This is a genomic window from Tautonia plasticadhaerens (assembly GCF_007752535.1).
Taxonomy (GTDB): Bacteria; Planctomycetota; Planctomycetia; order Isosphaerales; family Isosphaeraceae; genus Tautonia; species Tautonia plasticadhaerens.
The window spans coordinates 8,137,063-8,159,054 of record NZ_CP036426.1 but is presented as its reverse complement, the minus strand read 5'-3'; the positions used below and the strand labels follow the sequence as shown (position 1 = coordinate 8,159,054).

13 protein-coding genes are annotated in these 21,992 nt (G+C 74.6%); 8 read left to right on the top strand and 5 right to left on the bottom strand.

Annotated elements, in window-relative coordinates; translation table 11 throughout:
• The first annotated feature begins 275 nt into the window (after positions 1-275).
• The 5 genes from ElP_RS32405 to ElP_RS32385 all read left to right on the top strand — a co-directional run bounded on the left by ElP_RS32405 (position 276) and on the right by ElP_RS32385 (position 7,276).
• Complete coding sequence (locus ElP_RS32405) at positions 276-2,567, top strand: flagellar biosynthesis protein FlhA (protein ID WP_145277367.1); 2,292 nt, start codon at positions 276-278, stop codon at positions 2,565-2,567.
• Between the two features lie 435 nt (positions 2,568-3,002).
• A complete protein-coding gene (locus tag ElP_RS32400) occupies positions 3,003-4,145 on the top strand; it encodes a flagellar biosynthesis protein FlhF (protein WP_145277365.1) in 1,143 nt (380 codons plus the stop codon).
• Positions 4,146-4,258: 113 nt separating this feature from the next.
• Positions 4,259-5,212 (top strand): nucleotide-binding protein, encoded by a 954-nt coding sequence (locus tag ElP_RS32395; RefSeq protein ID WP_145277363.1) that lies wholly within the window; start codon positions 4,259-4,261, stop codon positions 5,210-5,212.
• A gap of 230 nt (positions 5,213-5,442) precedes the next feature.
• Positions 5,443-6,219, top strand: a complete 777-nt coding sequence (locus tag ElP_RS32390) for a FliA/WhiG family RNA polymerase sigma factor (RefSeq protein WP_145277361.1) — start codon at positions 5,443-5,445, stop codon at positions 6,217-6,219.
• Between the two features lie 355 nt (positions 6,220-6,574).
• Complete coding sequence (locus tag ElP_RS32385) at positions 6,575-7,276, top strand: sensor domain-containing protein (protein ID WP_145277359.1); 702 nt, start codon at positions 6,575-6,577, stop codon at positions 7,274-7,276.
• 13 nt (positions 7,277-7,289) lie between these two features.
• Here the strand turns inward: ElP_RS32385 and ElP_RS32380 are convergent, their stop codons facing one another.
• Together ElP_RS32380 and ElP_RS32375 are read right to left on the bottom strand one after the other, a co-directional pair.
• On the bottom strand, positions 7,290-8,396 hold the full coding sequence (locus ElP_RS32380) for an esterase-like activity of phytase family protein (protein ID WP_145277358.1): 1,107 nt from the start codon (positions 8,394-8,396) through the stop codon (positions 7,290-7,292).
• A gap of 71 nt (positions 8,397-8,467) precedes the next feature.
• Positions 8,468-10,042, bottom strand: coding sequence for a 2-isopropylmalate synthase (locus ElP_RS32375; RefSeq protein WP_145277356.1), 1,575 nt, complete (start codon positions 10,040-10,042; stop codon positions 8,468-8,470).
• Between the two features lie 1,188 nt (positions 10,043-11,230).
• Between ElP_RS32375 and ElP_RS32370 the strand changes: the two genes are divergently transcribed.
• The 3 genes from ElP_RS32370 (at position 11,231) to ElP_RS32360 (ending at position 17,617) form a co-directional block, all read left to right on the top strand.
• Positions 11,231-11,962 carry a PEP-CTERM sorting domain-containing protein gene (locus ElP_RS32370; RefSeq protein WP_145277354.1) on the top strand — a complete coding sequence of 244 codons (732 nt, stop codon included), beginning with the start codon at positions 11,231-11,233 and terminating at the stop codon, positions 11,960-11,962.
• 285 nt (positions 11,963-12,247) lie between these two features.
• Positions 12,248-12,910: a sigma-70 family RNA polymerase sigma factor gene (locus ElP_RS32365; RefSeq protein WP_145277352.1), complete on the top strand. Its 663-nt coding sequence runs from the start codon at positions 12,248-12,250 to the stop codon at positions 12,908-12,910.
• 474 nt (positions 12,911-13,384) lie between these two features.
• Positions 13,385-17,617, top strand: a complete 4,233-nt coding sequence (locus ElP_RS32360) for a WD40 repeat domain-containing serine/threonine protein kinase (protein WP_145277350.1) — start codon at positions 13,385-13,387, stop codon at positions 17,615-17,617.
• A gap of 70 nt (positions 17,618-17,687) precedes the next feature.
• Here the strand turns inward: ElP_RS32360 and ElP_RS32355 are convergent, their stop codons facing one another.
• The 3 genes from ElP_RS32355 to ElP_RS32345 form a co-directional block, all read right to left on the bottom strand.
• A complete protein-coding gene (locus tag ElP_RS32355; RefSeq protein WP_145277348.1) occupies positions 17,688-18,746 on the bottom strand; it encodes an iron-containing alcohol dehydrogenase family protein in 1,059 nt (352 codons plus the stop codon).
• Entirely contained in the window at positions 18,743-19,408 is a 666-nt protein-coding gene (locus ElP_RS32350) for an HAD-IB family phosphatase (protein WP_145277346.1), read from the bottom strand. Before ElP_RS32350 ends, ElP_RS32355 begins: the two co-directional genes overlap by 4 nt.
• 304 nt (positions 19,409-19,712) lie before the next feature.
• Complete coding sequence (locus ElP_RS32345) at positions 19,713-21,932, bottom strand: transposase (protein WP_145277345.1); 2,220 nt, start codon at positions 21,930-21,932, stop codon at positions 19,713-19,715.
• Between the last annotated feature and the right edge of the window lie 60 nt (positions 21,933-21,992).

Below are 21,992 nucleotides of genomic sequence, written 5' to 3'. Positions count from 1 at the left end.
AGGATCGCCCCAGGCGGCACGACCGGACGCCCCGCCGATCGCACTGGACAGGAGCCCCGGCCCGCAGTATCGTCCCCGCACCTATCCGGCCCGGCCGTTCCCACCCTTGAGAGCCGCGACTTCGAGACGGCCCGCCCCCGCCGTCGGGAGCCGACGACCGAGACGCCGCGGAGGCGTCCCGGGTCGCTCGGGGTCCGCGCCGGGTCCGGGTCGGCCGCGCCCGTTGGTCGGGCCGCCGCAGGACGGCGGCCGGACGGTTCGGTTCGGAGGTTCGGATGCCCGCGTCCCCCCATCGCATGATCGCCCTCGGCCGCTCGACGATCGTGGACGCGGCCCTGCCCGTCGCCATCGTCGGCGCCGTGCTCGTGCTCATCGTGCCGGTGCCGCCGGGGGCGCTCGACCTGCTGCTGGCCGGCAACATCGCGCTGGCCGTGGTCGTCCTGCTGACGACCCTGGCGATCCGGACCCCGCTGGAATTCAGCGCCTTCCCGACCATCCTGCTGACGACCGCCCTGACCCGCCTGGTGCTCAACGTGGCCACCACCCGGCTGATCCTCACCCGGGGCGGGACCGAGGGCCTCGACGCCGCCGGGGGGGTCGTCCAGGCGTTCGGCGAGTTCGTCTCGGGGGACGAGGTGATCGTCGGCGCCGTCATCTTCCTGATCCTGGTGGCGATCCAGTTCCTGGTCATCACCAAGGGGGCGGGGAGGATCGGCGAGGTGGCCGCGCGGTTCATGCTCGACGGGATGCCGGGCAAGCAGATGGCCATCGACGCCGACCTGCACGCCGGGGCCATCGACGCCGCCGAGGCCGCCCGGCGCCGCGACGGCGTCCAGCGCCAGGCCGACTTCTTCGCCGCCATGGACGGCGCCGGCAAGTTCGTCCGCGGCGACGCGATGGCCGGCGTCGTCATCACGGCCATCAACATCGTCGGCGGCCTGGCCATCGGCGTCATCCGCTTCGAGATGGCGCCGCTCGAGGCGGTCGAGGTCTTCACGAAGCTGACCATCGGCGACGGCCTGGTGGCCCAGGTGCCCGCCTTCCTGACCTCGCTGGCCGCGGGCCTGATCGTCACCCGATCCTCGGGGGAGTCGGACCTGGGCCGCGACGTGGTCGGCCAGTTGCTCGGCCGCCCCGAGGTGATGACCGTCTCGGCCGTCTCGATCGGCCTGCTCGCCTTCACCGGCCTGCCGGCCGTGCCGCTGCTGACCGTCGCCGCCGGGCTGGGGGCCGGGGCGTATGTCGCCTCCCGGTCGAAGCCCCTCGGCGAGGCCGCCGGGTCGGAGCCGACCGCGCCCGAGCCGACGACTCGCCACGAAGCGCCGACGCCGTCGGCCCCGGCCCCCTCGGGGACGCTCGCCGAGGGGATGAGCGAGCGGATGGAGGACCTGCTCCACGTCGACCCCCTGGAGCTGGAGATCGGCTTCCGCCTGATCGCCCTGGCCGACCCCACCCGGGGCGGCGACCTGCTCGACCGCATCCGGACCGTCCGCCACCGGGTCGCCCGGGAACTGGGGCTGATCGTCCCGCAGGTCCGGATCCGGGACGAGATGGGCTTGCCCCCGCACGACTACCGGATCAAGATCCGGGGCGCCGTGGTGGGGCAGGGGACCGCCTTCGTCGGCCGGCTGCTCGCCGTCCCCCCCGCCGGGCTGACCGGGCCCCAGGTCCACGGCAGGGACGGCGTCGACCCCGCCACCGGGCGCCCGGCGGTCTGGATCCACGCCGACGGCCGGGAGCCGGCCGAGCGGGCCGGGTGCCGGATCGTCGAGCCCTCGGCCTCCATCGCCGAGCACTTCGGCGAGATCGTCGCCCGGCACGCCGACGAGCTGATGACCCACGAGCAGGTCTACCGCCTGCTCGACCGGGCCCGGGAGACCTCCCCCGCGCTGGTCATCGAGGTCGTCCCCGGCATGCTCCGGGCCGGGGAGGTCCAGCGCGTCCTGCAGAACCTCCTGCGGGAACGGGTGAGCGTCCGGGACCTGGAGACGATCCTCGAGGCCCTGGCCGAGCACGCCGGCCGGACCCGGGACACCGACGACCTGACCGAATGCGTCCGGCGCGCCCTCGGCCGCCGGATCGCCCAGCAGTACCTCGGCCTCGACGGCCGCCTCCGGGTCGTCTCCGTCGACGCCCCGCTCGACGCCCGGCTCGTCGCCGCCGCCCGCGAGGAGGACCGCCCGACCGAGGCCCTCGGCGAGGACTCCGCCCGGGGGGTCGTCCGGGCCGTGGCCGACGGCGTCGCCGCCGCCGTGGCCGGCGGCGTCCACCCGGTCATCCTCTGCTCCGCCGAGGCCCGCCCGGTGCTCAAGGACCTCACCCGGGCCGACCTGCCCCGGCTCGTCGTCCTGAGCCGCCGGGAAGTCCCCCGGGACACGCCGATCGAGGTCATCGGCACCGTCGTCGAGCAGGACCCCCCCGAAGGCCCCGTGCCCCCGGTGCCGGCCCCGGCCTCGGGCATCCCGTCCATCCTCCGAGGGCCCCACGCGCCGATCTCCACCCGGGCCCCGGCCGACCCCCGACGCGGGACGGCGGCGGGGGAGGGGCGATCGACGGACGCGAGATGACCGGGGTGATGACGGACGCGAGACCGCGGACGGGAGGAGACGGATGGGGAACGATGGATGTGAAATGGCCGTGCGAGCGGGTGTCCGAGGGGTCGGGACACGCCACGATCATCCCCGACCGGATGGTCCATCCGGGACGATCCCTGACGAGGGCGGTCGTCCCCGACCCTCTCCCCCGCTTGCGGGGGAGGGGGTGGCCGGAGGCCGGTTGAGGGGGGAGCCGACGACGCGCAAGGTTTCAGGTCGAACGCCGGGCCCCCTCACCCCGACCCTCTCCCCGAGAGCGGGGAGGGGGGGACGGAAACCGATCTGTCGACCAATACGGCGGATGGACCACTGAGGTCCCCCTCCCGATCCCGGCCCCTGCCATCGACCCTCGCGAGGCCAGGCCGGTCCTCCCAGCGAACCCGAACGAACAGGACCCGACCGATCCCCATGCCCCAGCCCGCCCCCCGAACCTACCGAGCCGGCACGCTGAAGGAGGCCCTCGCCCGGGTCCGTCGCGACCTGGGCGGCTCGGCGGTCATCCTCGGCACGAGGGAGCTGCGCCGCCGCCGGCTGCTCGGCCTCGGGGGGCGGGAGCTGGTCGAGGTGACGGCCGCGCCGCCCGGGGCCCGAGCCGGCCGGGGGGGGATCGAGGTCTCGGCCCGCGTCGATCGGGTCGGCCCGGCGTCGCCCCCGCCCCCGGCCCGGCCGGGGCTCGACGACCGGCTCGGCCGGGTGCATGAGGCGGTCGAGGGCCTGACCCGGCTCGGGATGCTCGACCACCTGCTCATCGACGTGCCGACCGAGCTGGCGCCGACCTACGCCCGGCTGCTCGACGCCGAGATCCCCGAGCACCTGGCCCGGAGGCTCGTCCGGTTCGTGGCCGACTCGGTCGAGCCCGACGAGATGCACCGGCCCGAGGCGGTGGAGGAGGCCTTGCGCCGGGGCATCGGCCTCTGCCTCCCCGTGGCGCCGCCGGTCGGCGCCGTGGCGGGGACGCGGCGGGTGGTCGCCCTGGTCGGCCCGACCGGCGTGGGCAAGACGACCACCGTGGCCAAGCTCGCGGCCAACGCCAAGCTCGGGCTCGGGCTCAAGGTCGGCCTGGTGACGGTCGACACCTACCGCATCGCCGCGGTCGAACAATTGAGGACGTACGCCGAGATCATCGACCTCCCCCTCGCCGTGGCCGACGCCCCCGGCCGGATGCCCGGGGCGCTCGACGACCTCGGCCCCGTCGACCTCGCCCTCGTCGACACCGCCGGCCGGAGCCCCCGGGACGAGGTGAAGATCCGGGAGCTGGCCGCCTTCCTCGCCGTCTGCCGGCCCGACGAGGTCCACCTCGTGCTCTCGGCCGCCGCCGGGGAGAAGAGCCTCCGCGCGGTCGTCGACCGCTTCGAGCCGCTCGGCTTCGACCGGCTGATCCTGACCAAGCTCGACGAGGCCGACGGCCTGGGCGCCGTGCTCGGCGTCGTCTCCCGGGCCTCCCGACCGATCAGCTACCTGACCACCGGCCAGGGCGTGCCCGACGACATCGAGCCCGCCGACGGGGACCGCCTCGCCGCCCTGATCCTGGGCCGGGAGGCGCCCTCGTGAGTCCCTCCTCGCCCGACGCCCGCCCGAAGCACCCCGGCGCCCCGGCCCCCGGGCCGGGGCCGACCGCCGACGCCCCGACGCCACCCGAGCCCGACCGAGACGGAGGACCCACCATGACCCTCGCCAGCCAGGGGAACCCCATGCCCGACCAGGCCGACCTGCTCCGCAAGCGGATCAAGACCGAGCCCTTGCCCGCGCCCTCCCCGACCCGACCCGGGCCCGCCCCGGCCCCGGCCCGTTCGCTGCTGATCACCAGCGGCAAGGGGGGCGTCGGCACCTCGAACCTGACGTTGAACCTGGCCGTCGCCCTGGGCATGATGGGCCGCCGGGTGGTCCTGATCGACGCCGACGCCGGCCTGGCGAACCTCGACCTGCTCTGCGGCCTGTCGCTCGACCGGGACCTCGGCGACGCCATGGCCGAGGACCGCCCCCTGGCCGAGACGATCGTCGACGGCCCCGAGTCCATCCGCTTCCTCTCCGGCGTCCACGCCGCCCGCGCCGCCGACGGCGCCGTCGAGGCCGCCCGGGACCGCCTGGCCGCCGAGCTGCCCGACATCGCCCGGCAGACCGAGGCCGAGTTCGTCCTGATCGACGGCGGCTCGGGCCTGGCCCCCAGCGGCTCGATGCTGGCCTCGGCGGTCGACTCGGTCGTCGTCGTCGCCTCCCCCGAGCCGACGGCCCTGGCCGACGCCCAGGCGGTCGTCGCCCGCCTGAGGAAGCGGCAGGGCTGCCCGCCGATCCGCTCGGTGATCGGCCAGGCCCGCTCCAGCGCCGAGGCGATCGAGGCGCTGGACCGCCTCTCCTCGGCCTGCCGATCGTTCCTGGGCGCCGCCGTGCGGCCGGTCGGCCCCGGCTTCGTCCGCTTCGACCCGAAGGTGGCCACGGCCGTCCGCCGCCGCCGCCCGTTCCTGCTCGACGCCCCCGGCTGCGAGGCCTCGCGCTGCATCAGGCGCCTGGCCCGGGCCGTCGCCGCCGAGGCCGACGAGGCCTCCGGCTCGGCCCCCCGACGTCCCGGCCTGCTGGCGGCGCTCATCGGCCGCGGTTCGCCTGAAATGGCGTCTCGATAATTCGAGTTCGCCAGGGAAAGAAATGAGTGCGAGGTTCAAGCCGGTTCGTCCGGTTGTCCGATATCTAGCGTGAGAGCGGGTCGCCCGGCCCCGGAGTGGGCTCCACTCCGGCCCCGTCGCGGGCGACCCCACCCGCCGAGACGCCCCCCGAGCGGGGCGGGTCGGCGGGCCGTCCCCGGCGGCCAGGATGGCGCACGGGCCTCTCCGCAGACCCCCCGTGGAGGTCAAGGATGACTGCCAAGGTGGACGTGGATGTCGCTGAACTCTGGCGTCAATTCAAGGAACACCCGACCACCGAGTTGCGGAACCGGCTCGTCGAGCGCTATCTGCCGCTGGTCAAGTACAACGCCGAGCGGATCTGGCAACGACTGCCCGAGGGCGTCGACCTCGACGACCTCATCTCCGCCGGCGTCTTCGGCCTGATGGACGCCATCGACGCCTTCGACCTCGGCCGGGGCGTGAAGTTCGAGACCTACTGCGTGCCCCGGATCCGCGGTGCCATGCTCGACGAGCTGCGCACCATGGACTGGGTCCCTCGGCTGGTCCGGGCCAAGGCGACCAAGATGGAGGAGGCCCGCAAGACCCTCGAAGCCGAGCACGGCCGCCCGCCCACCGACCGGGAGCTGGCCGAACGCCTCGGCCTGAGCATGGGCGAATACGAGAAGATGGCGATGGACTCCAACGCCGTCGGCCTCATCTCGCTCAACAAGAAGTGGTACGAGACGGACAGCTACAAGGACGTCCGCGAGATCGACATCCTGGAGGACAAGAAGGGGGAGGACCCCACCCGTCGCCTCCAGCGCAAGGATCTCATGCGGATGGTGACCAAGGGGCTCAACCGCAACGAGCGCCTGATCATCATCCTCTACTACTACGAGGAGCTGACGATGAAGGAGATCGGCGCGACCCTGGACCTCTCCGAGTCCCGGGTCTCGCAGATGCACTCCTCGATCATCCAGCGGCTCCAGGCCCAGCTCAACGGCCGGCGTCCCGAGTTCGGCACCTGAGCCGACCGGGCCGATCGATCCCGGCCGGGGCCGTCCCGGCCGTCCGCCCTCCTGCCGGCCGCCTCCCCCGTCATCCCGGCCGGACGATCATCCCCCGGGCCCGGCCCGGCCCCTTCGCTCAGGAAGGGGCCGGGCCGGGCCCGATTCCGTCCCCGACGCCCTCCTCCCCGACCCGCTCCGCCCGGGCACGGGGCGATCGCGAGCCCAATCCCGGCCCGCCCCGACCGAAGATCCTCCGCGGGACGACCCCGGTCGATGGCCCGCCGAACTCGTATCATGGGGTGATCGCCTCGCCCCCGCCCCGGACGGCGCCCGGACCCGGGGGCGACGCCACCGAGGCCACCGGAGCAGGATCATGGGCAAACCGGCCAGGGCACCGATCCCCGAGTGGGAGTGGGACGAGATCGGGGCCGATCCTCTCCCGGGCCACCCCGCCGCCAACCCCCTCGGCGTGCTGACCGACCCCAGGACGTACGGGGCGATCTTCTACCTGCTGACGTCCCTGGGGACCGGGGTCGCCTACTTCACCTGGGCGGTGGTCGGGCTGACGGTCTCCGTCTCGCTGGTCGTGGTGCTCGTGGGCATCCCCCTGCTGATGATGTTCCTGATGTCCGTCCGGTTCGTCGGCGTGCTCGAAGGCTGGCTGGTCGAGGGGCTGCTGGGCGTCCGGATGTCCCGGTCCTCCCCCGGCTCGACGCTCGACCTCGCCGGGGGGGACCGCGGCGTCCTCGGCGCGTTCCTGGACCCCCGGACCTGGTCGACCCTGGCCAACATGATCCTGATGCTGCCGCTGGGGATCGCCTACTTCGTCCTCGTCGTGGTCGGCCTGACGGTGCCCGTGTCGCTGACCCTCGGGTCGCTGATCGACCTGGCCACCGGCAGCGAGTATGCCCGGATCCAGCTCGGCTTCGTGGGGGCCGAGCCGGAGGTCGGCCCGGCCTTGCTGATCGGCCTGGCGGCGCTCGGGGTCGTCCTGCTCTGGCTGATGCTGCTGGTCATCCGGGGCGTCGGGATGCTGCACGGCCGGCTCGCCCGGGCGGTGCTCGTCCGGGAGTGACCGTGACCCTGGGTCATTCCGAAGGGGCCATCGTCACCCCGAACGCCACGAACTGCGAGGGCAAGAGCGCCATCCGGTTGTTGTCGGCGACGAGGATCAGCGACCTCCGGCCGTCGGGCAGGTCCGGGCCGAAGGCCATGCCTTCCAGGTTCGTCGGCAGGAATTCGCCCAGCGTCCCCAGGTCCAGCACCAGACGCTTGCTCACCGGCACCACCCCGGGGCGATCGGCGAGGGCGTCGACGCCCTGGAGATCCGTCGCGCCATCGATCGACGCCTCGAACAGCCGGATCGAGCACCCCGAGCCGGCCGAGAACGACCGCTCCAGCGCCAGCCACCGCGATTCGTCGATCGCCAGCAGTTCCACCAGCCCGGCCACCCTCGGCCCGATCCTGCCCACGATCGGCCCCGCCTCGTAGGCGAACTCGGCCGCCGGCTCCCCAGAGGCCCGGTCGAACCGGAGGATCCGGCAGGTCGTCCCCGACTCGACCGAGGCCGCCGGGCCGTCCTGCAGCAGCGCGTTCTCGGTCGCCGCGTCGACGAACCGGCCCCCCGGCGTGATCGTCAGGGACTCGAAGCCGAGGTTCTCCCGGACCCCCCGGCCGGGGCCGGGACGGTAGGCGGCCGGGACCTCGAACGCCCCGACGTGCCTCCCCGCCCCCCGATCGAACCGGTCGACCGACGGCGGGACCGGCGGATCCGCCCCCGGGATCCCCTCGGAGCCGATGAACAGCCCCCCGCCGCCCCCCAGGGCGATCCCCTCCGCGTCGGCCGTCCCGGCCGGCACGGCCGAGCCGTCCCGCCGGGTCAGCACGAGCACGCCCTCGACGCCCACGTCCCCCGGGTCGAGCCGGCCGTCGGCCAGGTCGATCCGCAGCCGGTAGGCCCTCGGCGCGGGGGAATCCGGGCCTCCCCGGTCGTCCGAGAGGGCGAGGAACACCCCCTCCCCCTCGTCGAAGGCCAGGCCGGAAAGCCCGCCGACCCGGGTGCCGTCCTCGGTCAAGGTGCCCGGCAGGGTGGCCTGGCCGAGGTACTCGATCGCCTCGACCGCCTGGCCGTCCCGGGAGGACCCCGGGGCCGTCGCGGGGGGGATCGACAGCAGCAGGACCTCGATCAGCCGCATGGCACGCCCTCGTCGAGGCCCCCGGCCCGACGCCCGGGATCGGGCGTCGGGCCGGGGCGATCGGGCCGAGATCAGGCTCCCGCGCCGGGGCGGCCGGCGACCTCCCGGACCCGGCCCCGCTCGCGACGGGAGGCGATGGCGTTGACGGCGTTGATGTAGGCCAGGGCGCTGGCCTCGATGATGTCGGTCGAGGCGGCCCGGCCCCGGAAGTCGATGTCGTCGCTCTCGACGGCCAGCTCCAGGGTCACCTCGCCCTGGGCGTCCTTGCCCCGGGTCACGCTCCGGATGGCGAAGTCGTGCAGGCTGGCCCGCACGCCGGTCACGCGCTCCACCGCCTTGAAGATCGCGTCGACCGGGCCGGTGCCGATCGCCGCGTCCTGGACGATCTCGCCGTCGGGCCTCCGGATGCAGACCGTGGCCGTCGGCAGCATGTTCGAGCCGGTGGTCGTCTGGACGCTGATCAGCTCCCAGGCCTTGGGCACGTCGTCGCCGATCTGCTTCTCGATCAGGACGGCGAGGTCGTCGTCGTAGACCTCCTTCTTCTTGTCGGCCAGCGCCTTGAAGTCGTCGAAGACGGCGTTGAGCTGCTCGTCGGTGAGGTGGAAGCCCAGCCCGATCGCCCGGTCCTTCAACGCGTGACGCCCGGAGTGCTTGCCCAGCACGAGGTCGGTCTTGGGGACGCCCACCTCCTCCGGCCTCATGATCTCGTAGGTCGACCGCTCCTTGAGCATGCCGTCCTGGTGGATGCCCGACTCGTGGGCGAAGGCGTTGCGGCCCACGATCGCCTTGTTCCGCTGCACCGAGAGGCCGGTGACGGTCGTCAGGAGCCGGCTGGTGGGGTAGAGCCGCTCGGTCTTCACCCCGGTGTCGGCCCCGTAGTAGTCGCGTCGGGTCCGCAGCGCCATCACGATTTCCTCGAGCGCCGCGTTGCCGGCCCGCTCGCCGATGCCGTTGATGGTGCACTCCACCTGCCTGGCCCCGGCCTCGACCCCCGCCAGGCTGTTGGCCACGGCCATGCCGAGGTCGTCGTGGCAGTGGACGCTGATGACCGCCTTCCCGATGTTCGGCACCCGCTCCCTGAGCGTCCGGATGACCTTCGAGAACTGGCTCGGCGTGGCGTAGCCGACGGTGTCGGGGATGTTCACCGTGGTCGCCCCGGCGTCGATGGCGGCCTCGACCACGGCGCAGAGGAAGTCGAGCTCGGTCCTGGCGGCGTCCTCGGGGCTGAACTCGACGTCGGGGCAGTACCCGGCGGCCCGCCTCACCCCGGCGACGGCCCGCTCGACGATCTGCTCGGGGGTCATCCGGAGCTTGTGCTCGCGGTGGATGGCCGAGGTGGCGAGGAAGACGTGGATCCTCGGCCGCTGGGCGTACCGGACGGCCTCCCAGGCGCGGTCGATGTCGCGGTCGTTGCAGCGGGCCAGGCCGCAGATGGTCGGGCCGGTGATCTCGGCGGCGATGGCCCGGACCGCCTCGAAGTCGCCGATCGAGGCGACCGGGAACCCGGCCTCGATGACGTCGACCCCCAGGTCGGCAAGCGCCCGGGCCATCTCCAGCTTCTCGGCGTGGGTCATGCTGGCGCCGGGGGACTGCTCGCCGTCCCGGAGCGTGGTGTCGAAGATCCGGATCCGCTGGTCGTCGGCCATGGGGGGCCTGTCCTCTCTCGAAATCCTGAGGTCCAGAGAAGGCCGGTGGGGATGCAGTGGATCGATCGATTCGACTCGGTCGCTAAAACGCGACGGAGCCCCGAGATCCACCGGCCGGGTGGGTCTCGGGGCTCCGTCGAGTGTCGTTCGAGTCTTCGCGACGCCTCGCCGACGACGGTCCCTAAGCCCCCACCCGGCCTGTTAGCAGCAGGCCGAGGGCCAGAGGAAGTCGCAGGCCCAGCAGGAGGGAGGGGGTCGGCATGGTCGCTCGCGAATCGTCGGGATGGGCCGGGGCGCACGGGCCGCCCGTTGCCTCGTCCGAGTCACCCTGATCTTACGGCGGGCGATTCGGGATCGTCAACCAGGAAACCCGCGACGCCGGCGGGGCGACCCCGGCGGGCGAGATCGAGCCGGGCCTTCGGGGAGATCGACCGGCCGGATCCGCCCCCCCCTCCCCGTCCTCGGGGGGAGGGCCGGGGTGAGGGGCCCGCGAACGGGACGCGGGGCCCGGCACCTCGCCAGGGCCCCCTCACCTCGGGCTGCGGCGACGCGCTCCCCGGGGGCGGGGGAGCGGGTCGCCGCCTTGATCGCCGGGCACGGAGGCCGGTCGTCGGTCCCCTCGTCCCGCCCCCCGGGCCGATCCCGGCCGGGGCTTCGGCGGGTCCCGGGGAGAACTTCAGCGAATTCCCCCGGAATGGGGGAACTTGAGGTGGACAGCCTCGGGGGCCTCCAGTATCCTCCGCCCCGGTTTCGGAACTCCACCTTGAGGATCGTTGCGACGGAACCGACGACCCATCGACTCGGGCCGGCAGGGAGGCCGGTGGAGATGGATCGCTCTCGACCCGGACCGCGTCCCCATCGATTGACCCGCCGAGACGAGACACCTGGGCCCGGCAAGGTCGCCGTCGCTCGAACCGAGAGGCTCTGGTCCGAACGCCCCCCCAGAAGACGCGAGGGGGGCGAGGACGTGAACGGGACCCGGGGGGTGCTTCCCCGGACCCGGATCGCGGGCCGCTCTTCCCGAACCGTCGCCCCGGCCGCCTCGCGGCGGGGTGCGTCGGCGAGGGCAGGGGGGCCCCGGGGGTCTGGCCACGATTCCGAGGCCGGGGCGGCCACCGCACCGCGGAGGCGGCCCGGTCCCGGCGCCCTGGAAGGGCGTCGAATCTTCGATGATTCAGGAGGGTAAGGATGCACACGATTCACGGCTGGGCCGGGCTGCGGTTGGCGGGTTTGGCCCTGGCCTTCGGCCTGGTGGCCCCGTCGGCCTTCGCCGACGAGATCGAGACGGACGTCGACGAGACCGTCGTCGACGAGATCGCCACGACCCAGGTCCTCGAGCCGGTGGCCGCCGAGCCGGTCCCGGCGAGCCCGCTCATGCGGTTCAGCACCGCCGGCACCTTCGGCGACACCGCCAAGGTCACCAACGGCAACCTGCTCAACTACAACGGGATCATCCAGCAGACCGTCCGGACCCCGTCGAACATCAGCCTCGGCGAGTTCCAGGTCCTGCCGGACCTCGGCGCCAACGTCTCCACGACCTACGAGGACATGCCCTTCACCATCGCCCTGACCGTGGGCGAGGTCAACGGCCAGGCGCCCAGCCCCAACGACACGCCGATCTTCATCGACGGCGTGCTCAACGGCGTCATCACCGGCGAGACCCAGTCGAGCGTCACCGCGACGTTCAACCTCGACCCGGACAACCTGCCGACCTTCCAGGTGGGCGACTTCATCGCCAAGATCACCAAGATCGACCCGGTGGACATCGCCCCCTTCACCACCAACGGCGGCCGCACCAGCATCCAGGGCCGCATCGAAGCCGTGCAGATTCCTGAGCCGGCCTCGATCGCCGTCTTCCTGGTCGCCCTGGCCGGCGGCCTGGGACTGCGTCGCCGGGCCCTGGCCCACAAGGCCGCCTGACCCGGCCTCGGCCTCGGGCCGAGCCCGACGCACCACACCACGACGCCCCGCGCCGGCCCACCGGCGCGGGGCGTTCCCCGTTGCGCCCCCCCGCCACCCCCCGAGGCCCCGGCGTCGGGCGGTCGTCGGGGTTCGGGCCGACTCCCCTTGCCGGGCGGCGGCCCGGGGCCGATGATGAAGGAACTCGGAGTGAGGCGGCCCGGATCGACCGCACGCCCCCCCGAGCAAGCGTCGCCGACGGCCCCCCGGCCGGTCACCGGCGGACGCCCGCGGAGGCCATCGCCGATGGGAGCCGGACCGACCGAACTGATGGCCGAGGCCCGGGCCGGACGGGCCGAGGCGCTGGGGGAACTCTGCAACCTCTACCGCAACTACCTGCGGATGGTCGTCCGGTCCGGCATGGGGCCCCGGCTCCGGGAGCGGGTCGAGCTCTCCGACGTGGTGCAGGAGACGCTCGTCGAGGTCGTCCGCCAGTTCCCCGCCTTCACCGGCCAGAACGAGGCGGCGCTGGTCGGCTGGCTCCGCCGCCTGGTCGGCCAGAAGCTGGCGGACCTCGGCCGCTATCACAGCCGGGCCAAGCGGGGGGGGGACGGCCACGCCCTCCCCCTGGACGCCCCCTGGGATGCCGAGGGGGGCGGCCCGCCGGGCGAGGGGGAGGGGGGCGGCCGGCTGCTCGACGTGCTCGCGCTGAGCCAGACCAGCCCCAGCGAGCAGGCCAGCCGCCGGGAGCTGATCGTCCTGCTGGCCGACGCCCTCACCGACCTGCCCGAGGCCGAGGCCGAGGTCCTCTGGCGCTATCACGCCGAGAACCAGTCCTTCGAGGCCATCGGCGACCAGATGGGCGTCGGCCGCAAGGTCGTCCGGGGCCTCTGGGCCAAGGGCCTCAAGCGCCTGAAGCAGACCCTGGAGGGGCCCCCCGGCGGCTCGCTCCGCTTCGAGGGGCAGTGACCCGGGCGCCCGGATCCCGCCCGCCGTCCCGACCCGGGCCCCGGGCCCCGCACGGCCCGCCGGGTGGATGTCATCAATCCATGCAGTCCCGGGAGGGGCGCGGCCCGTCCCGCCGGTCCGGCGGAGATTGATGGGCCGACCCGCCCCCGAATATCGCTGAAAAAAGCCGGGGGCCGGGGCCCCGGCCGGGACCGCCCGCCCGGGGAGGCCGCCCCCTCGCCCGGGGCGGACCCGGTCGCCGGCAGGTGGGCCCTCGCGGCGCCGGGCGGCCGACCGAGGGACGCCGACCCCCCGGATCGGCCCCGCCGGCCCTCGTCCCCGTCTGCGGCGGCCGGGCCGCCTCGGGGCTTGCGTCCGTCCCCTCGATCGCGTACCCCCGAGGGTGGCCCCGGCCCCTCTCCGCGTCCCCGTCCGGCCCCCATCCCCGCCGGATCTCCTCCCTTCGACTCCGACGAACCGACCCGAGGGTCGATCATGATGCCCCCCCAGGCAGGACCCGGACCCGGCCCCGCTCCCGGCGCCGGCAACCGCGACGAGCGGCTCGGCGAGGCCGTCGAGGCGTTCCTGGAGCTGGCCGAATCCGGCCGGGCGCCGGACCTGGAGTCGTTCGTCTCCGAGTACCCCGACCTGGGCGACGAGCTCCGGGAGGCGCTCGACGGCCTGGCGCTGGTCCAGGGGCTCGTCGGCTCGGGGGTCGGCCCCGGCGGCGTCGGCCCGAGGCGGCTGGAGGCCGGCTACCGGGTGGCCGGCTACCGGATCGTCCGGGAGCTGGGCCGGGGCGGCATGGGGGTCGTCTACGAGGCCGTCCACGTCGACCTCGACCGGCCGGTCGCGCTGAAGATCCTCGGCGGCCACGCCGCCCCCGGCTCCTCGGGGCGTCGGCGGTTCCTCAACGAGGCGAAGACGGCCGCCGGCCTGCACCACACGCACATCGTCCCGGTCTTCGACGTCGGCCAGGTCGGCGGGCTCTGCTACTACGCCATGCAGCGGATCGAGGGCTCGGGGCTGGACCGGGTCCTCCGGGTCCTCCGCCGGGACCGCCTGACCGCCTCCGGCTCCCCCAGCGGCCGGGCCCCCTCCGGCCCCACGCCCCCGACGGCCGTCCTCGACGACGACCACCACTCGGCCTCCGCCTCCGGCCTGCTCTCGGTCCCCGGCCGGGGCGAGGGGAGCACGACGAGCTGGGCCCCGGGGGTCGGCGCCCCCGTGGGGGCCCCCCGTCGGCGCGACGACCGGCCGCCGCCGTTCCTGCCGCCGACCGGGTCCGAGTACCACCGCTGGGTCGCCCGGGTCGGCCGGCAGGCCGCCGAGGCGCTGGCCTACGCCCACCGCCGCGGGGTCGTCCACCGCGACGTGAAGCCGTCGAACCTGCTGGTCGACGCCCGGGGGATCGTCTGGGTCGCCGACTTCGGCCTGGCCCGTCGCCTGGAGGATCCCGGCCAGACCCGGGGGGATGGCCTGGTCGGCACCCCCCGCTACATGAGCCCCGAGCAGGCTGAGGGCCGCACCGTCGGCCCCGCGACCGACGTCTACAGCCTCGGCGCCACCCTGTACGAGCTGCTGACGCTGCGCCCCCCCTTCGACGGCCGGTCGACCGCCGAGCTGGTCCGCCAGATCGCCGACCGCGACCCCCCGCCGCCCCGCAAGTTCGCCCGACGCCTGCCCCGGGACCTGGAGACGATCGTCCTGAAGGCCATGTCCAAGCGGCCCGGGGACCGCTACGAATCGGCCGCCGAGCTGGCCGAGGACCTCGGCCGCTTCCTCGACTTCGAGCCGGTCCGGGCCCGGCGGATCAGCCCCGTCGGCCGGACCTGGCGGCTCGCCCGGCGGCACCCGGCGGCCTCGATCATCTCCTCGGCCGCCGCCGTGGCCATCCTGGCCACGGCGGCCTTCGCCTACGTCCGGATCGCCAACGAGCGCGACCGGGTGGCCGACGCCCTGGAGAAGCAACGCGACGCCACCCGGGCCGCGCAGACCGCCCGGGCCGAGCTGGCCGACGCCCTGGAGGTGTCGCGCGCCGCCACCCGGTCCGAGCGGGCCGCCCGGGCCGGCGAGCTGCTCAGCCAGCTCCCCGTGCTCCGGGACTCGATCATGCCCCGGCGTCGGGAGGCCGGCCGCGCCAAGCTCAACGAGGCCGCCCGGCTCGCCCCCGACGAGTCGATGCGCCTCCGGCTCCGGGACGAGGCCGTCGCCCTGCTGGCCGACCGGGACGTGGAGGACCGCCCCGCCCTGGCCACCGGCCGGGTCCGGGGCCTGGCCCCGATCGACCCCCGGCCCGACGGCCCGGCCGGGCCGGTCGCCGTGCTCGGCGAGGACGGCGAGACCCTCTCGATCTGGGACGTCGAGCAGGGCCGGGCCCCGGCCGCCCATCGGCTCCGCCCCGCCGTCCCGGCCGGGGGCGAGGACGCCCCGGGGGAGTCGTCCCGCAGGGGGGGCTGGACCCCCCCCTGGCCGGGCGCCGCCCTGGTCGACCGCTCCGTCGCCGTGCCCGATCCCGACGGGTCCGGCGTCCTGCTGGTCGACCCCGCCTCCGGATCCTCCTCCGAGCTGATGCTCGACGGCGCCGAGGTCCTCGGCCTGCTGGCGGCGGCCGACGGCCGGCGCCTCGTTACCATCGAGGCGACCCGCCGGCCCCCCCCCGACCGGTCGGGGGGGGGGGACGCCCCGGACGACGCCGCCGCCGACCGCCGCCGGGCCGACGACCGCGACGGCCGGGGGTCGCTGGTCGGCTTCCGGATCCGGCTCTGGGACCTGGACACCATCCCGGCCGCCGAGCTGGAGACGCTCGACGAGATCGAGGTCGAGCCGGGCCCGAGGTTCGGGGAGATCCGCCCGCTGGTGGCCGTCGACCCCGGGGGCCGGACGGTCCTCGTCGCGCGGTCCTCCCCCGAGTCCCGGGTGGTCATCTTCGACGCCGACGACGGCGGCCGGCTGGCCGGCTTCGGCGCCGGGATGGGCCTGACCGCCCTGGCCGCCGGGCCCGACGGCCTGGTCGCCACGGCCGGGGACGGCCGGATCCTGCTCTGGGAGGTCGACCCCTGGTCCGGCGCCGACCCGATCCAGCTGCCCGGCCTCAGCGAGCCGCGCGGCGGCTACATCCGCCAGCTCAACTTCAACCCCAGCGGCCGGCTGCTGGCGGCGGTGGGCACGAACACCGGGGTCGAGCTGTGGGACCCGGCCGCCAACTCCCCGGTGGCCGTGGTCTCGACCGAGGGCTGGGTCCAGGACGCCGCCTTCGCCGACGACCGCACCCTGCTGGTCGCCTCCGGGCCGTCGACCGAGGTCTGGTCGATCGCCGAGCCGATCGGCCGGGTCGCCTTCGAGTTCGCCGCCGACGCCCCCACCCGCCTGCCCGCCTTCGGGGCCGACGGCCTGCTGGTCATGCCCCTGATGGACGACTCCCCCCGCGTCTGGCACCCCGACCACTGCCCCACCCGGGCCCGCCCCTGGGACCGGCCCGAGGTCCACTCCGCCGCCTTCGCCCTCGGGCCAGACGGCCTGCTGCTCGCCTTCGGCCCCGACGGCCTCTCCCGGTTCGACACCCCCGACGACGCGCCCCCCGTCGACCGGCTCCCCTGGCCGTCCGCCGACGCCGGGCCCGACCGGGACCCGGGAGACGGCACCCCTGCCGAATTCCGGGGGATCCGGGTGCTCGCCCGGTCCCCCGACCGCCTCGCCGTCGTGCTGCTCCGGGACTTCGACTGGCCCGAGGACGACCCGAGCCGGCCTCGGGAGCCCCCCGGGCCCGGCAACCCGGCCCGACGCGACCCGGACCAGCTCTGGCTCTGGCGCGCCGACGACCGGGGGGGCCCCGGCTCCCTGACCCGGCTCGCCCCCCCCCGGGGGGCCGAGATCCTCGTGCTCCCGCCGATGGACGACCCCTCCGGGCTGCCCCCCGAGGGGAGGGACCTGGTCGTCGTCGCCCCCGTCGGCGGGACGGCCCGGGTCCGGGCCTTCGACTCCGAGGGGCGGATGGTCCTCGACGACGACTCGGGGTCGCTCCCCGGCCGGGCGTCGGCCTTCGAGGCGCTGGCGGGCCTGCTCCCCTCCCGGGACGGGGACCTCCCCCCCTCCCGACGCACCCAGGAGCGGATCGAGGAGGCCCTCCGGGGGCTCGTCGAGGGCGTCCGGATCGGCCGGTTCCCCCGGCCCGACGCACCCCCTCCCCCCTTCGTCCCCGCCTCGGCGCTCTCCCCCGGCGGCCGTCGCCTGTACTTCCTCGACCGCGGCGACCTGCACGCCTGGTCGCTCGACGACGGCCGGCCCGGGCCCCTGGCGATCCCCCCGATGGGGCGATCCGGGAGCCTGGCGATGCACCCCGACGGCTCGACGCTGGCCCTCGGCGGCGAGGGGGGCGAGGTCTCCCTGGTCTCGACCGGGACCTTCGAGGTCCTCGACCGCCTCTCGGCCCCCGACCCGGCCCGCCCCCGATGGGCCTCCGCCGTCGCCTTCTCCCCCGACGGATCCTCGATCGCCGTGGGCGACTACGACGGCGCGCTCGCCCTCTGGGCCCTCGACGACGCCGAGGGGCCCCGCCGCCTGTTCCGGCTGCCCGGCCGCCGCAACGCCGTCTTCGGCCTCATCTTCTCCCCCGACGGCCGGCGCCTCGCCTGCATCGACGGCCGGGGCTCCGAGGAGCGGATCGTCGAGGCCTGGGACCTCCTCGCCCTGCGGGACGAGCTCTCCTCCCTCGGCCTCGGCTGGTGAGGGACCCCGGGCCTCCCCGCCCGCCGGGGGCACGGGCGCGGCGGGCCTCGGCCCGGGGCTCGCCCGCCGATCACCCCTCGAAGCAGCCCCGCAGCAGCCCGTCCCCCTCGATCATCGCCGCGACCTCCGGCACGCAGTCCCTCGTCGAGAGCACCGTGTAGCGCCCCGGGTTGATCGCGGGCGCCCGACGCACCGCCTCCAGCCACTCGGCCTTCGGGAAGGGGTCGGCCCGGACCCCCTCCCAGAAGCCGGTGCGGTCGAAGGCCTCGGCGATCCGGGCGGTCCCCCCGCCCCCCTGGAGCCGGCTGACGAGGTACGTCGCCACGCCGACCTGGAGCCCGTGCAGCCTCGGACGACGGGCGATCGCGTCCAGCGCGTGGGAGATCAGGTGCTCCGCCCCGCTCGCCGGCCGGGACGACCCGCAGACGGCCATCGCGATCCCGTTGAGCAACAGCGCCGTGGCCAGCAGCCGCATCCCCTCCTCGTCGTGCGAGGGGCCGCCGAAGAACTGCGAGACGGTGGCGTCGGAGAGCAGCGCGGCGAAGTCGTCCACCGGCTCCCCCGTGGCGTGGTACGACAGCTTCCAGTCCCTCACGGCCGTCACCTTGGCCGACAGGTCGCCGACCCCCGACCACCAGAGGAGCCTCGGCGCCCCCAGGCAGACGGCCGTGTCCACCACCACCGCGAACGGCAGGTGGGCCGGCAGCGACCGCCTCGCCCCCCCCAGCGTCAGGCTCGACTGCGGCGAGCAGAACCCGTCGTTCGACAGCGAGGTGGGCACCGCGTACATCGGCCGGCCCGCCAGGAAGGCGGCGTACTTCGCCAGGTCGAGCGCCTTGCCCCCTCCCAGGCCGATCACCGCCTGGCAGTCCGTCGGCAAGGCCGAGAAGATCGCCGAGGCCGCCTCGAAGCTCGCCTCTCCCGCCTCGATCCGGTCCACCCGCTCGGCACCCTCGCCCCCCAGGCCCGCCTCGGCCCGATCGACGATGCCCCCCGGCAGGCCCTCGCTGACGACCAGCGCCACCCTCCGGTGCGAATGCCTGGCCGCGTAGATCCCCAGCCGGTCGATCGCACCCGGCTTGATCCTCACGAACGACGGGATGCCCACCTCCGCCCGCCACCCGGTCACGACGCCGGCCCCTCGGCCAGCGCCCTCGCCACCTCGATCCAGCGGTCGAACGGCCGGAACTCCTCCCCCCGACCCCGGAGCGCCTCCGCCAGGTCCTGCCGGGCGAACCGACGGTGTGCCGGCACCAGCACCGCCGCCTCGGCGTCGGTGTCGCCGTCCCCGGCGTAGGCCACCGCCCGGCCCTCCTCCAGGAACGAGGTGACGACCGCCGGCTTGCTCACGCCGGTCTGCTTCGACGGGTAGCTCGTCCCCGCCGGCCAGTGCATCGCCAGCCGCCCCCCCTCGATCCCCCCCGGGTTGGCGTGGACCTCCAGCGCCACCCCGGCCTTCGCCAGCAGGCGGTCGATGTACCAATGGCAGCCGCTGGAGACGACCACCACCTTCCAGCCCGCCCGGTTCAGCAGCTCCACCGCCTCGGGCAATTCCGGCTCCAGGCCCATCTCGTCGACCATCCCCACCAGCGCCTCCTCGTCCGGCCGGGCCGACGCGAAGTAGGCCCGGAGCGCCTCGAAGTGGGTCAGCGTCCCCTCGCGGTACGAGGCCCAGAAGTCGGGCGTCCCGGGGGGGACGAGCCGCTCCCGGACGAGCTTGTAGAAGTCCTGGTCCGTCAGCGTGCCGTCGAAGTCGGTCACCAGGACCGACCGGAATTTCGCCCCTGCCATCGCCTCGCCCTCCTCGGTTGGCCGGAGTCGTCCCGCCTCCCGGAGGCGGGGGTGATCGCCCCAGGATCCCCCCCCATCGGCCGTCGTGCAACCGCCGCGCCTCGGAATCCCGACCCCGGGGGCTCACCGAGAATCCCGGGGTTTCTCCCGATCCCCGGCTGTCCCCCCCAGTCAGGGCGTCGACGGTCGGGGCCCCGACGCCGCCGGCCTCGCGGGCGTTCTGGGGTGGGGAAGACGCCCCTAGTCGTGGTACGGATGCGGGACGCCGACCGACCTCAGCGGATCCCTACCGGGCGGGCGTGACTTAGCCCGGCCCGGCGTCCGGCCGGAGGCGGGGGTTCCTCTGCCAGTTCCGCAGCGTCTTCGTCGTCACGCCGAACCGCCCGGCGACCTCCTCGGGCGATCCTCCCGCCTCCAACCGCCTGACCGCCTCGCGCCGCTGCTCGTCCGAGCGGGATCGCCGATCCGGCTTCGGCTCGTCCCGGGCCGGTGGTACGTTGGGGTCGCCTGAGCTTACGTCGTCCGCGGCCGGCGACACAGTTTTGGCGGCCGGAAGTACGTCGGGATCGTCCGACGGTACGCCGCCGGGGGCCGGCGGTACGTCTTGGTCGTCCGGCGTTACGCTGGGAGTGGCAGGCGGTACGTCGGGCGGGGCGTCTTCCACACTGAGGAAGTGATTGCGGGCCCAGGCCCACACTTCCTGGCTGAACACGGCACCCACGAGGCAGCCGAAGAACAGGACGTACGGATTGGGGTCGGCCTGGCCCGACCCGAAGATCGCCAGGCCGCCGACGGCCGCGAGGAACACGACGATCGTCGCCGAGAACCCCCGGAAGACCACCCCGGTCAGGTCGGTGACGAGCGGGCCCCCGTCCTCCCGGGTCCGTTCCCGGGCCGATTGTTCCCGCACGAACGTCGACACCGCCGACCCCAGCAGCCCGAACCCGAGCATCCCGATGATCAGCGACAGCGCCAGCGATCGCGTCCGCAGGAGCCACCCCGCCACGAAGTTGAACGGCCCCAGATCCAGCCCCGGCGGGGGCGGCGAGGGGACGATCGACCCCACCACGCCCACCTCCTGGCCGGGGGGGGCCGTCGGGTCGTCCAGCCCGGGGAGCCCGGGCAACGCGTTCCGCATCGCGGGAGACGCCCGCCCGGGGAGGTACTCGGGGAAGGGGACGAAGGTGCCCAACGGCGGGGGCTCGTCGGCCAGTGCCAGGCGGAGCCGATCCTCCGCCTGGCCCAGCAACTCGTCCTGGCGTTCCCCGAACCGGATCGCCGACCCCTTCGAATACTGCAACCCCACGAGCAGGCTGTGCATGTTGCCCTCATACCAGCCTTCGAGCCTCTGGAAGTAGGACAGCCGCTCCTTCCGGCCGTTGCCGATGATCCCGGCCGACTGGTAGGACGAACACGCCCGCTCGCGCAGCCGCGCCAGCTCGTCGAGGACGTAGTTCCGGTCCCCCCGGTAGGCATTCAACTTATCGATCTTCTCCTCGGCATATTGCTCGAGGTCGGCCTTCGCCTGCGCGATCGCCGCCGCCACCCGGTCGCGATCCGGGGCCGCTCCCATCTCCCCCTCGGCCTCGGTGATGGCGCGGCCCAGCCCCTCCGCCGTGCCGTCGGCCGGCATCGTCAGGTCCGCGGGGAAGCGCCCCGCGAACGTCTCGTCGCTGGGGGAGAGCCCGACCAGCCGCTCGCGCAGGGCCTGGGACGTCGGCACGGTCGGGTCGTCGAACTCCTGGAGCCAGGGGATCGTGACGATCGCCGCGACGCTCAGGTACAGGGCGATCGCGACTAGCAGGAAGAGCACCATGTTGCACCTGGTGACGCGGTCCATCCCCCGGATCGCCCCCACCAGGCCGCCCGGCCGGGCCTCCCCGCCCCCGGCCCCCCGCCCCTCGCCGATCGGGCCGAACGCCCGGCCGACGACGGCCCAGGCCGCCAGGATCAGGACCAGGTCGACCAGGGGGAAGGTCGTGAGCAACTGGCGGGTGAGCAACGAGACCACGTATTGGAGCTGCTCGAAGAAGATGCCGACGACGTCCGCCTGGAGCCCGGGCTGGTCGAAGTCCCCCGGCCACCTCAGGAGCTGCTCGATCAGCCGGGACGAGGCGTTCGGGATCAGCAGCCAGATCGATCCCAGCAACTCGCCCACCGATCGCAGGATCGCCCCGATCGACTCGCGGAAGAAATACGCGATCACCCCCAGCCCGAGCAGCCGGGCCAGCGCCGTCCGGCCGAACAGCGGCGCCGCCTCCCGGCTCGCCCGCAGGACCAGGGCCGCCACGAGCGCCGTCAGCAGCACGACCGCCGTCGACGCCGCCAGCGACGAGACGAGCACCGCCCAGACGATCGACGACGGCTCGGCCCGGTAGGCGACGTCCCCCAGCCCCAGCAGCGGGACCGCGACCAGGTAGGCGGCCGACCCCAGCCCGACCAGCAGCAGCAGCACCGCCCCGATGCCGCTGCAAAGGGCGATCAAGTTCCACATCCACCGGCCCCGGCGTCTCGAGGCGTCCACCACCCGCGCATCTCCCCCACCCATCACCCACCTCCACTTCCCCTCACCTCGCCGGGCGGG